The 11,615-nt window shown below is 43.0% G+C and carries 18 protein-coding genes; 12 read left to right on the forward strand and 6 right to left on the reverse strand.

What is annotated here, in order from left to right; all coding sequences use genetic code 11:
• Positions 1 to 8: 8 nt before the first annotated feature.
• From QVO88_RS09805 to QVO88_RS09820, 4 genes are all read left to right on the forward strand, one after another.
• Positions 9 to 1,595: an isopeptide-forming domain-containing fimbrial protein gene (locus QVO88_RS09805; RefSeq protein WP_022288302.1), complete on the forward strand. Its 1,587-nt coding sequence runs from the start codon at positions 9 to 11 to the stop codon at positions 1,593 to 1,595.
• A 63-nt stretch (positions 1,596 to 1,658) separates the two neighbouring features.
• Positions 1,659 to 2,582: a class C sortase gene (locus tag QVO88_RS09810; protein WP_022288303.1), complete on the forward strand. Its 924-nt coding sequence runs from the start codon at positions 1,659 to 1,661 to the stop codon at positions 2,580 to 2,582.
• Complete coding sequence (locus QVO88_RS09815) at positions 2,572 to 3,552, forward strand: Cna B-type domain-containing protein (RefSeq protein ID WP_022288304.1); 981 nt, start codon at positions 2,572 to 2,574, stop codon at positions 3,550 to 3,552. Before QVO88_RS09810 ends, QVO88_RS09815 begins: the two co-directional genes overlap by 11 nt.
• 43 nt (positions 3,553 to 3,595) lie before the next feature.
• The gene (locus QVO88_RS09820) at positions 3,596 to 4,231 is read left to right on the forward strand and encodes a sortase (RefSeq protein ID WP_022288305.1); all 636 of its coding nucleotides are present in this window, start codon (positions 3,596 to 3,598) and stop codon (positions 4,229 to 4,231) included.
• 39 nt (positions 4,232 to 4,270) lie between these two features.
• On the opposite strand, the gene QVO88_RS09825 is transcribed toward QVO88_RS09820, so the two are convergent.
• Positions 4,271 to 4,447, reverse strand: coding sequence for a hypothetical protein (locus tag QVO88_RS09825; RefSeq protein WP_022288306.1), 177 nt, complete (start codon positions 4,445 to 4,447; stop codon positions 4,271 to 4,273).
• Positions 4,448 to 4,797: 350 nt separating this feature from the next.
• Here QVO88_RS09825 and QVO88_RS09830 point away from each other — a divergent pair, with 350 nt between their 5' ends.
• A complete protein-coding gene (locus tag QVO88_RS09830) occupies positions 4,798 to 5,475 on the forward strand; it encodes a TVP38/TMEM64 family protein (RefSeq protein WP_022288307.1) in 678 nt (225 codons plus the stop codon).
• A gap of 46 nt (positions 5,476 to 5,521) precedes the next feature.
• Here QVO88_RS09830 and QVO88_RS09835 read toward each other — a convergent pair whose 3' ends face one another.
• From QVO88_RS09835 to QVO88_RS09850, 4 genes are all read right to left on the reverse strand, one after another.
• Complete coding sequence (locus tag QVO88_RS09835) at positions 5,522 to 6,040, reverse strand: manganese catalase family protein (protein WP_022288308.1); 519 nt, start codon at positions 6,038 to 6,040, stop codon at positions 5,522 to 5,524.
• A 39-nt stretch (positions 6,041 to 6,079) separates the two neighbouring features.
• A complete protein-coding gene (locus QVO88_RS09840; protein WP_022288309.1) occupies positions 6,080 to 7,537 on the reverse strand; it encodes a recombinase family protein in 1,458 nt (485 codons plus the stop codon).
• A 204-nt stretch (positions 7,538 to 7,741) separates the two neighbouring features.
• Complete coding sequence (locus QVO88_RS09845; RefSeq protein WP_022288310.1) at positions 7,742 to 8,134, reverse strand: NINE protein; 393 nt, start codon at positions 8,132 to 8,134, stop codon at positions 7,742 to 7,744.
• 153 nt (positions 8,135 to 8,287) lie between these two features.
• Complete coding sequence (locus QVO88_RS09850) at positions 8,288 to 8,953, reverse strand: LexA family transcriptional regulator (protein WP_022288311.1); 666 nt, start codon at positions 8,951 to 8,953, stop codon at positions 8,288 to 8,290.
• Between the two features lie 173 nt (positions 8,954 to 9,126).
• Here QVO88_RS09850 and QVO88_RS09855 point away from each other — a divergent pair, with 173 nt between their 5' ends.
• Positions 9,127 to 9,333, forward strand: coding sequence for a helix-turn-helix transcriptional regulator (locus tag QVO88_RS09855; protein WP_022288312.1), 207 nt, complete (start codon positions 9,127 to 9,129; stop codon positions 9,331 to 9,333).
• A gap of 43 nt (positions 9,334 to 9,376) precedes the next feature.
• Complete coding sequence (locus tag QVO88_RS09860) at positions 9,377 to 9,541, forward strand: hypothetical protein (RefSeq protein WP_022288313.1); 165 nt, start codon at positions 9,377 to 9,379, stop codon at positions 9,539 to 9,541.
• On the opposite strand, the gene QVO88_RS09865 is transcribed toward QVO88_RS09860, so the two are convergent.
• Positions 9,538 to 10,242, reverse strand: coding sequence for a DUF4145 domain-containing protein (locus tag QVO88_RS09865; protein ID WP_022288314.1), 705 nt, complete (start codon positions 10,240 to 10,242; stop codon positions 9,538 to 9,540). The genes QVO88_RS09860 and QVO88_RS09865 overlap by 4 nt on opposite strands.
• A gap of 73 nt (positions 10,243 to 10,315) precedes the next feature.
• Between QVO88_RS09865 and QVO88_RS09870 the strand changes: the two genes are divergently transcribed.
• From QVO88_RS09870 to QVO88_RS09890, 5 genes are read left to right on the forward strand one after another with little or no spacing between them, the layout of a single operon-like run.
• Entirely contained in the window at positions 10,316 to 10,459 is a 144-nt protein-coding gene (locus QVO88_RS09870; protein ID WP_022288315.1) for a hypothetical protein, read from the forward strand.
• A 48-nt stretch (positions 10,460 to 10,507) separates the two neighbouring features.
• Positions 10,508 to 10,732: a hypothetical protein gene (locus QVO88_RS09875; protein WP_022288316.1), complete on the forward strand. Its 225-nt coding sequence runs from the start codon at positions 10,508 to 10,510 to the stop codon at positions 10,730 to 10,732.
• A gap of 16 nt (positions 10,733 to 10,748) precedes the next feature.
• Positions 10,749 to 10,967, forward strand: a complete 219-nt coding sequence (locus QVO88_RS09880) for a hypothetical protein (protein WP_022288317.1) — start codon at positions 10,749 to 10,751, stop codon at positions 10,965 to 10,967.
• 1 nt (position 10,968) lies between these two features.
• A complete protein-coding gene (locus tag QVO88_RS09885; protein WP_022288318.1) occupies positions 10,969 to 11,097 on the forward strand; it encodes a hypothetical protein in 129 nt (42 codons plus the stop codon).
• Positions 11,084 to 11,476 carry a hypothetical protein gene (locus tag QVO88_RS09890; protein WP_022288319.1) on the forward strand — a complete coding sequence of 131 codons (393 nt, stop codon included), beginning with the start codon at positions 11,084 to 11,086 and terminating at the stop codon, positions 11,474 to 11,476. Before QVO88_RS09885 ends, QVO88_RS09890 begins: the two co-directional genes overlap by 14 nt.
• Positions 11,477 to 11,615 lie beyond the last annotated feature (139 nt).

An 11,615-nucleotide genomic window follows, 5' to 3' on the forward strand; every position in this document is an offset into this window, starting at 1 on the left:
AATTAATTATGAAGATGAAGAAATTCGCAGCTCTTGCTGCCGCAACCGTTATGTCAGTTTCAGCTATTGCTGCAACATCAGCATTCGGAGTATTTGCTACTGCTGATTTTGGCGTTAATAACATTGTTATCAAGGATTCTGATACAAACAGAGTATATAAGGCTTATCAGATCTTTGACCAGGCATCTGCAACAAATACTATCAAGTGGGGCAAAGGCATTAATGGCGATGCTCTGCTTACCAGCCTGAAAACTTCTGGTCTTAGCACTTATATGTCTCAGTTTGACAGTGCCGAGAGCGCAGTAGACGTTGCAAAGATAATATCAGATGCAGATCATTGGACAAAGGAAGATACTGCAAAGTTTGCAAAAGCCGCTTCTGCCTGCATCATCGACAATAAGTCTGTAACCGCCTATGAAGATAACGGTGAGTACACTATTCCACTTCCAAATGCTGGCTATTATCTCGTTGTCGATGCAACAGAAAATAATGGTGTTGATAAGGCTAACTCAGCTCTTATCCTTAACGTTTCAGGCACAACAAACGTTACTCCAAAGAAGACGAAGCCAACACTTACAAAGCAGATCAAGCACAATGAGAATGACTCATGGGGCGATGTTGGTGACAACGCAATTGGTGACGATGTAGAATTCAAGATCACAACAACTATACCAAGCGATGTATCAGCTTATGACAAGTATACATACACAGTTCGTGACCAGCTCAGCGAGGGCTTTACATTCAATGATAACCTTACATACAAGTACTATGACGCTGACGGTCAGGAGATCACTTCTGTTACAGTAGGTCCTAACACAACAGTTGGCGACGACAGCAGTACAACCGATTATAAGGAATCTTTCTATGTTACTTTCGATATCAAGGAACTTGTAAAGAACTATCCTACAGTTGCTAAGATCGAAACTTATTATTCTGCTAAGCTCAATGAAAAAGCTAAGGTAGCAGTTACTGCTCCTGACAGCGTGAACAATAACCCTAACACAGCTTATCTGACATATTCAAACAATCCTCAGGACACAACAGGTAAGGAGAAAGGTGAAACACCTAAGGTTACAGTTTATGACTGGACATTCTCACTTGTTGGTAACAAGGTAGACGAAAAGGGCGAGCCTCTTGCAGGTGCTAAGTTCCAGCTTAGAAATGTTCATGGCGATGCTATCAGACTTGTCAAGATAGCTGACAATGTTTACAGACTTGAGATCGGCAGTGAGGCAGGCTCTGTTGATTATATCGAAACAGACGCAACAGGTAAGTTTACTATCAAGGGCATTGATGATCAGACAACTTACAAGCTTGTTGAGATAGAAGCTCCTGCTCAGTATAACAGAGCTGATCCATATGAGTTCAAGTTTGACACAACATATGATCCTGCTAATACACTTCAGTCCATTCGTATGCTCGACGGCACTGATTCAGGCACAAGCGGTTCAACAGTTAAGATCATAAACCAGAAGGGCGGCTCACTTCCAACAACTGGCGGTATCGGTACTCAGATCTTCTACGGTGTAGGCGGAGCTATCGTACTGGGCGCAGGTGTGCTTCTCATTGCTAAGAAGAGAGCTAAGAACGACTAATTTTTGAATTTATTTTTACCTTTGTCCTGCCGATCTCGGTCGGCAGGCATCAGGGAGGACTCCATGAGGAAGAAAAGCGGTAAATCAACTACAATTTTATTGGTCTTGTTATTGCTTGTGGGGCTCTCCGTGATGTTATATCCAACAATAAGCGATTGGTGGAATTCAAAAACGCAAAGCCGTGCGGTGGCGACTTATCAGAAAGCGGCAAATGACCTTTCTGACAAGGAGAATGAAGAGATACTCAGCCGTGCCAGAAAATATAATGAAGAGATAGCAAAGCTTGCCCGACCTTTTGTTGATTATGATAAGGTCAAGGGCTATGAGGATATCCTAGATATCACGGGGACGGGTGTTATGGGCTATATTTCCATTCCGACTATAAGGGTGGAGTTGCCTATTTATCATGGCACAAGTGACGGCGTGTTAAATGTCGCTGTGGGACATCTGCAGGGTTCGAGCCTGCCTGTTGGCGGAGCGGACACTCATTCGGTCATTTCAGCACATAGAGGTCTGCCTTCGGCAAAGCTTTTCAGCGACCTTGATAAGCTTGCAGAGGGCGATGAGTTCACTATAACAGTGTTGAAAGAGGTCTATACATATGAGGTCGAGGCTGTTTATATAGTTCTGCCTAATGAAATGGATAAGCTGAACATTATTCCAGGTGAGGATCATGTTACGTTGACTACCTGTACACCATACGGAGTCAATTCTCACAGGCTTCTTGTTCGTGCAAAGAGAGTTGAAACTGCGGACGATACAAAGAGTGTTTCAAAAATAACGGCAGACGCTGTTCAGCTCGATTCTCTTGTGGTCGTGCCTTTTGTAGCAATACCATTGTTTGTGGTACTGCTGGTGTGGTGGTTTGTGGATTCAAAACGCAAAAAAATCTCTCATGATGAGCTTGTGGCAATGCTGGATAAGCCAGAGAGTGACGATAATGTTGAAAATCTACCTGATAAGGAGAGTAGCAAAGATGAAACTTAAATTTTCTCAGCTTGCAAAGGCTGTTTTGTGTACGGCGGCAATGGCTGTTTCAGCCTTGGGAAGCATGACGATCTCAGCTTCTGCAGCGGATAATATCAATGTGAATATAGTGTGCAAAAATGATACAACGACTGTTAGTAATGCCGAGTGGAGTATATATAAGGTCGGTGAGCGTAAAGAAGCTGACTTTGTCCTTACCGGAGAGTTCAGCGATTATCCTATAGATATGTCTGATTTTACTGACGCTTCAAAAATGCAGGCTGTCGCTGATACGCTCGACAACTACGTAAAAACCGATGGCATAACACCAGTTTCAACAGGCAAGACGGACGCAAACGGTGAAGTAAAGCTTTCTGCTGATTCTGTGGGTCTGTATCTTGTTTCAGGCAAGAGTTTTGAAAACACAACAGCTAAGTTTACACCTTCTCCGTCACTTATCGAGATAGATAAGGATATCGTGGCTGAGGGACAGATAACAGTTTACACCAAGTTCACATACGAAGAGATCCCAGCAGGGGACAGTGATTATGGTGTAAGAAAGTCGTGGATAGTTCCTGATGGTCAGGAAAAGCTCATACCTGATAATATCAAGGTGGAGATATATCGTGATGGCAAGCTTTTCGATACTGTTACTCTTAACGCTGACAACAATTGGGAGTATTTCTGGAAAGACAATTCTGCGGCTGAGTGGACAGTTAAGGAGATAGATATTCCTGCCAACTACACAGTTGTTACCAAAAACAATGACAAGCTGTTTCTTATAGAGAACACATATAAGTCAGACAGTTCGAGTAATACAGATAGTAGTTCAAGCACACCTGACAGCAGCTCGTCAGGCTCTGATTCATCAAGCTCAACGCCTGACAATATACCACAGACTGGTTCGCTCAACTGGCCGGTGCCTGTACTTATAGGCGGTGGAGTTATCCTTATCGTGGCAGGTTGGAGAGTAAGCAGAAAAGAGAAATAAAGGCGAAACCACATAGGCTCGCCTTTACAACAGGAGAAAAATAGTGACTAAAAAAAAGCTAGGACTTTTGTTGATAATAATGGGGATAATGCTGATAGCGGCGGCATTATCCCTTAATTATTACAACTATTTTCATGAAAAGCAAAGTAATAAAAGGATGGAGGCTGTGCTGAGTGATCTGAAAACGCAGATCTCAGACAGTTCAGAGGACAGCGACAGCAGTTCACCCTTTGACATTTTTGACGATAGTCGATCCACGGACAGCGAGATAGATGACCCGGATAAGGATATCGTGCTTGACGGCAACTCATATATAGGCTTGATTTCATTCCCGACACTGGGGCAGGAGTTTCCTGTGACTCGTGGCTGGAGCTATGCTGCAATGAATACTGCAGCTTGTCAGTACAGCGGCAGACGTGTAGACAATGATCTTATAATCTGCGCTCACAATTACACAGGCTTTTTTGACAAGCTGGATAAGCTCAGCTCAGGTGACCAGGTCATTTTCACCGATGTTTACGGCAGAGAATTTAACTATACTGTCACAAACAGCGAACTGCTGAGCGGCTGGGATTCTCCATCGCTCATAAAAGGTGGTGGCAGCGACTGGGATCTGACCTTGTTCACCTGCACATGGAGTGGTTACAGCAGAGTGACTGTAAGACTTGTTTATTCATAAATACATCAAAAACGCACAGAGTTCTACACCCTGTGCGTTTTATATTCCTGCGGCATGTCTTATTTTTTTTATATCAAAAGTTTTTAGTTTGTCATCGTATATGCAGTGTCGTCTTGACTTTCTTGGGCGGCGACGTGTATAGTCAATGGCTTCTTCAAGGTCATTTGTTTGAAAAACTGGACGTTTCATTGCTTTGTTGTATACTGTGTATCTCATAAAAATACCTCCCAAATAATTCTTATAATTAATTATAACATTAATTGGTACGTTGGTCAATAGCAATATTGTACAAATTTAACCTATTAATTAGATATACATAAATTAAAACAGAAATCGACTTGTTTAAGAACACTTCACGACATAAGACGACATAATTCTACTTATAAAAATTATAGTGATAGTGGGATATTGTGCAAAAATGAGAATGGTTGGTCAATTTGACGAACGATAAAGTTATAAATTTGTTTTGACAGCGAAAGTTGTAACACAGTTTTCATTGATTGATAATTAATTGAACATTCAAATATGGTATAATACCCTAAAGAATCGGAGAGGAGCGAGGAGTTATGGATAGCTTTGTGCGAAAATATGGAAGATATGTACCCTTTGCTTTAACTATTATCATAATATTTTGCTGTGCTCTTTTTCTGAAAGACCATGAGTTTTCTGAGATACTCAGTTATTGCCCGGACAATTTGTGGCTTGCCGCATTTGTTATTCTGGGGTTTTATGGATTGAAGTCTTTGTCGGTGGTATTCCCACTTGCGGCTATTTTTGTGTGCGTGGGTGCAATATATCCGTTCTGGGTGGGCATTTTGTTGAATGTAATAGGACTATCGGTGTGTTTTACTGTTCCTTATCTTGTGGGAAGAATATCTGGTGGCGATATCATGCGTGTTATTGAGATGAAATATCCTAAGGCACGAAAGCTTGTAAATTATGGGCATGACAATAATCTGTTCGCCTCCTACATTTCAAGGGCAGTGGTGGTTGTGCCGGGCGACCTTGTTTCAATGATACACGGCGCACTGCGAATGCCTTACAGACCATATCTTCTAGGCTCGATAATGGGAGTGATGCCTGAAATGCTTGTGCAGACATATATTGGAACACAGTTGAAGCATTTGACAATAAAATCAGTGCTTGTGATGATAGCACTCATAGCCGCAACGCTGGCTTTTTCGCTGATACTTAATAAAAAGGTCAGCAGGAGCGGCAAGCAGATGGACAAGGAAGATTTTTGATATATGTACAAAAAAGCGGACTGATAACAACAGCCCGCTTTTTTTATTATTTGTCAAAGCTAGGATTGAAAGCGTAGAAATTTTTGCTGTCAAGCATATCCTGAATAAGTCTTAGTCCTTCGCCGAAGCGCTGATAGTGGACTATCTCACGTTCACGAAGAAACTTGATAGGGTCACGGACATCAGGATCGTCAGCAAGCCTGAGAATGTTGTCGTAGGTCAGGCGGGCTTTTTGCTCAGCAGCAAGGTCTTCGTGTATATCAGCAATAGCGTCACCGGTACTTTGGAAGATTTCCGCAGAAAATGGTACACCAGAGGCGGCTATAGGGTAAACGCCTGTAGTGTGGTCAACAAAATAGGTGTCAAAGCCACTGTCTTTTATTTCCTTGAGGGAGAGGTCACGGGTCAGCTGATAGATAATAGTGCCGATCATTTCGATGTGGGCAAGTTCTTCCGTGCCGATATCGTTGAGTATTGCCTGCACCTCACGACAGGGGGCTGAGTAACGCTGATTGAGATAGCGAAGCGCTGCACCAAGTTCGCCGTCAGGGCCACCAGACTTCAAAAAGTTATACCCACTCTAAAACCGCCTAAATACGCCGTTTCAACACAGATAATACATTTCAATACTTGACGTTTTGCGGTCAAAGATAACTTTGTCAACAATACTCCGCAGGGCGTTGTTCTTTTCCATAGGTGTGGCATTAGGCGAGGTTATAACCTTGAGGACTTCCTGCGCTCTGACTTTCAGATCAGGCAGGCGGTCGGCTGTGTGCTGTGGCTTTGGCGGCTGTGCTTGGCGGAGCTTGCTTTCCAGCTCTGCAATGCTGGCGAGGACTTCCGACTTGTTGCGTTTGTATTCCTCCAGCGTGTCAATGCCGTCTGCATATGCCGCCTTAACTCGTTCGAGTTTCATTCGCTCTCGTTCAAGCTGTGTCTCAAACTTGGACGTGTCTTTCTTCGGCTTGGCAGGGGATTGGTCAACAAGCTTGTAATCGGTCGCTGTGCCGTCCACAAGCCCCTGTATGTCCTCTATGACCGCCTTGTCTATCTTACCGATAGTAATAGCATGGGACTCCTTACACCGCCCGTGAGCGTACTGATAGCATTGCAGAGTGCCGCTCTTGACCGACGCCATTGTAAGGTTTGAGCCACAAGAACTACATTTCAGCAGACCCCTGAGCATATACTCGTGCTTGGTGGATCCACTGCGTTCGTATGGTCTGCGAGTCTTTGCAGCTTTCTGCTGAGCCTTTTCAAAAATCTCCTTGTCGATAATTGCAGGGTGGTGAGCTTGAGTAATAACAACTTTATCGGCTACGGCAGAGCGGTAGTGACCCTTTGAGCCACCTCCGCCAGGCGTCCAACGCTGCATACCGATATAGACGGGATTTCTGATGATGTAAGCGATAGTGCGGGTCTCAAAATCATTGCCATGCAGGGTGCGTATGCCCTCAGCGTTCAGCTCACGGGCGATATTGAGGTAGCCCATATCTTGGTTGACGTACATATCGAAAATGCGGCGAACTATCTCAGCCCCCTGCTCATTGACCACAAACTCACCGTTCTTCATATCATAGCCCAGCGGAGGACCTGAAACTTTCAGACCACGCCCGAACTTTTCCGTCATACCACGCTTGACTTCTTCGGCAAGGTTAATGCTGTAATACTCGTCCATTGCCTCTATCATAGCCTCGATAAGCACGGACATTTTGTCGTCACCGACATTCTCGGAGATAGAAATGACGTCGATACCAAGCTTTCGGAGCATTGATTTATAGACGATACTGTCTTCACGATTGCGGGCGAAACGGCTGAATTTCCACAGCAGGATTGCGTCAAAGGGTTTTGGTTTGATCTTAGCTGTGCCTATCATCTGATTAAAGCCCTGCCGCTTGGCGGTGGAACGTCCCGAAATGCCGTCATCGTGAAAGATAAATTCTTTCGGCACGATAAAGCCGTTTTTCTTGGCGTATTCACGAATGAGCTTGACCTGGCTGTCAGGGGACAGCTCTGTTTGCTCTTCGGTGGAAACACGAACGTAAGCCGCTGCGATCTTCATTGATTTTTTCCTCCTATTTTCTTGACATATTTAATAATATGCAGTATAATAAAAGGGCAGAATAAGCCCTTTTGTGGTGATTGGGTTTTGTTCGTTTTGAGCTGATATTGGTAGTATCCGCTCTGCTCGCCTCTGAGTGTTGGTAGCACTTGGGGGCGAGATTTTTTTCTTCCATGTCAGTATTTACAATACTAGCAGGGAATTTTATTTTAACACTCTGCCCTGAGCGTCAGTGAAGTTTCCCTGAAACAAATTTATCATATCAACTATTGCTCCAATAAAGAAACCTCCGAAAGTAAAGAAGTACAGCAAACCTGTGCCAGCTTTGCCTACATAAAATCTGTTCAAACCGCCCAAGCCTAAAAAGGTCAGCAGGCAAAGTATTTCAGCTGTGCTTTTGCTCTTAGGGCTTATCTGCTCAACAGGAGCTTGCGGTGCGACCTGCTGGACGTTTGTAACGTATGTGATGTGCTGAACGATATTGCTGTTATGCTCAACGTGGTTATCAATTTTCTGTGGCTGCGGAAGTTCGTGACCACAATATTCACATACTGCTACGCCTGGTGCGTTTTCGCCTTTACAATTTGGACAAGTCATATTTTTTCCTCCCTATAAATCGACATTTGTAAACAATTTATGAAATCATTTACATTGTCTTAAATTGGTGATATAATGTATTTGTAATCATGCGGGAGAAAATTCTGTGTGCTATCCCTGTCAGTATTTGCGGTGCTGGCGGGGATTTTTTTATTATAAGGATTTTATAACTGTTTTTACAATGCCGAGTATTCTTATGCGGTCTCTTTCTGCACCGACAAACTCTCTCGGCTGATATTCGGGATTGAATGATACAAGGGTTATCTTGTCATCAGAATACTTGATTTTCTTCACAACGCCGTTTTCGCCGTCGATAAGGGCAACAACTACCTGTCCGTCCTCAGCCCAATCCTGCCTTAATACTTGTATCTTGTCGCCGTTCTCTATCTTCGGATACATACTGTCCCCCGAAACGACAATGCACATTGTATTCTTAGCTTCTTCCTCGTTGACGATATAAAGCGGCATATAGCCCACAATATAATCGTCAGCATAAGCACCAAACCCAGCTGACACGCTCTCATATATAGGTATTATATGTACGTTGTCTTGCGGGAGTATGGTTGCGTTGGAGTCTATAATATGAGAAGAATGTTTAGGGCTAGGATCATCAGTTTTTAATGCAAGATATTCAGGATTAACATTCAACTCAATAGCGATTGATTCAAGAACAGGTAATTTTATTCTGAGAATTTTTCCTGCCTCATATCTTTGGATAGTTGATTTATTCAATCCAAGACGGATACCAAGTTCTTCTTGTGTAAGTCCTTTTTCTTCTCTTGCAGCTTTTATTCTATTTCCAATTTCTACGGTATTCAAATCTTGCTCACCTGCTTTCGTTATAATGATTATATCACATTAAATTGCATAATGCAATAGCTTTTTTGAAAAAAATAAAAAAATGTTGCAAAATGCTATTGACAAGTGAAAAGTTATGTGCTATTATGATAATGCAGTAAGTTGCATAATGCAACAAGAAAGGAGGCTGGCATATGGTAAACACGAACAAGATCAAGGGTAGAATGAAGGAGCTTGAACTGACCCAAGCTGACGTTGCACATTGTTTAAACATAGCTCAACCTACAGCTAATCAGAAAATAAACAATGTTCGTCCGTTTGACTTGGACGAGGCTGAGAAACTGTCACACTTGCTCCACATTGATGCTGGAGAGTTCGGCAAATATTTTTTTACTCAGTGAGTTGCATAATGCAACAAGTGATTAAAGAGGGGGTGAGAGGAACGTGGAAAAGAAAATTACTGCTATTCCAAGAGGATGTGACAGTGCCAGGATTGAGCAGGTGATCGTAACAAGAGCCTTGAAAGGCGCAGGAACAGAAAATGACCCCTGTAGAGAGGTCATTCAATATTGGACTCTTGACGGAAAATTGCTCTGCGAAAAGGGTTAATCAGATTTTCTTACAAGTTGTTCAGCTTTTTTTAGTTCAAGCTCTGAGTTTATGTATGAAACAATGGCATTGATAAAAGCTTTTAAATGCTCTATATTGTAATCTTCGTGTTGGCGGCAATAATGGGTTTCGTCATTACCGATCCAAGCAGAAGCTTTTGAAAGGGTTTTTATCTTTGGACTGTCTATGAAGTTTTCGATACATTGAGCTAACGTTTGCTTTTTGATTTTTTCTACTTCTTTTGGGTGAAGATTAATCGCAAAATCTTTTACTAGGAATTCTAACGCTTTTCGATAACCCATTCCACATATTTTATCGAAACCAAGTTGCTCCGCCTTATGCGACTGTGTGTATATTTTAACAAAATCCTCAGAAACTTTTTCAATCTCGGCGTCAAATGTTGGAGATGAGCAGAACTTAGGATCAGTTTGAATAAGTGTAGCTTCATCACATTCAGTGCGATATTGAGGACCAATGTATTCATATTCTGAGCAAAATGCTTTTGCACAACTTGGGCAAAGCCAATGGACATATATTTTATAATGGTGGTCATCCAAGTCTGCCATTTCAACAAAATGGCTTGATAGAGCTTTAGGCTCTAAAACAACACCACAATGAGGACAATTTCTTGGCATATCAACTTTAAAATTTAAGTTGACACTAGGATATTCGATTTGCTTGCTTCGAATGACTTTTATCATTTATGGTCAGCTCCTTTTATTTTATTTTCTACATTATACCACAAGAAGTTAGATTTTTCAAGGAGGTACAAAAATGAAACACTACAAAATCAAGCTGACGGACAAGTTCAGCGGCGCAAGGCTGGTAACAGTCACGGCAAAGACGGCAGGCGAGGCTATGGACCTTGTTGACCGCTCAGAGGGCGAGGATATCGCCGTTATCGAGGAACTTTCCTAGCATAGTACAACCTTGATAACAAATAGAATTGAGTAGGAGGTGATAAAAATGCCGAAATATCCGCCTTTAAAGGTCATAAGGCACGTTTCGTTCGACGGTGGCAAAAGCTACAAGCTTTGGGACGATTGCACGGAGCAGGAGCGGCAGGCAGCTGCGGACAGTATCGGTCGCAAGCTTGCCGGAGCATTGCAGGATATGGTCGGGCGTGACCCATCGCTCTGGGATAAGCTTTGTGAAACGGCGAGGACTGAGCACCCTGAGTGGATAGCTTAAAACACAGGACGTTTAAATGAAAGGACGTGAGAAAATGATAGCCGTGTTAGAGATAATCAGATGTGCCGCAGCGGTAGCACTCTTGGTGGTGCTTGCAATGTATGTAGCGTACAGGTGGTATGTAAGCGTAAAAGAAACTGCCTACGAGGAAGCAGAGGAGAGCATTAAGCGTGCGGTGAGAGAAGCAGGCAGACCAATTGTCAAGGTCGAAGTTGAAATGAAAGGAAAGTGGTAAAATGGCGTTGATACTGCTGATAACAATAGCCGTGCTTGCAGGCATAGATGTAGTGATGTACATATTACTTGGCGCCATTGAAAAGCACTGGGAGAAAAAGTTTAAGGAGGATAAAGATGACGAAAAATGAGATAATTACTACGGCTAAATGCTGTATAGTAGACAACTGTGTATCATGCCCGTTTGCAGGACATGGTAATTGCATCACTGATTTCATGAATCATATTCTCGAATACATGAAAACCGAGCCTGCACCTGCGGCAACAGGCACAAGCTTGGAGGTATCAAAAGATACCAGTTCAATATTACACCTTGATGATAGCACAAAAGCAGCGATTTGTCAAGCATATGATACCGTAGACGAAGCCTGTACAGATATAATCGGTATCTATGAAGGAATGTCTGAGCGAGAACATAGAGCCTTTGACATTGGCGAGGCGTATGGAAAGATATGCAGCACAAGGGATAAGCTTGATAAGCTGAGAGGCGGTGACGGCAATGAACATTAACGCAAAGAAAGCTCAGGACAAGCTGTCGCAGGAGCTGTCTGCCGCTAAGCTTGGCAAGTATGCGCAGGCGGTTGCAAAGCCTACTCTTGAGGTCCTCAAAACTTTCTGTGAGCAGAACGAGGAGTTCGCTCAGGCGGTC

The organism is Ruminococcus sp. CAG:57, from assembly GCF_000435935.1.
GTDB classification, from domain to species: domain Bacteria; phylum Bacillota; class Clostridia; order Oscillospirales; family Ruminococcaceae; genus Hominimerdicola; species Hominimerdicola aceti.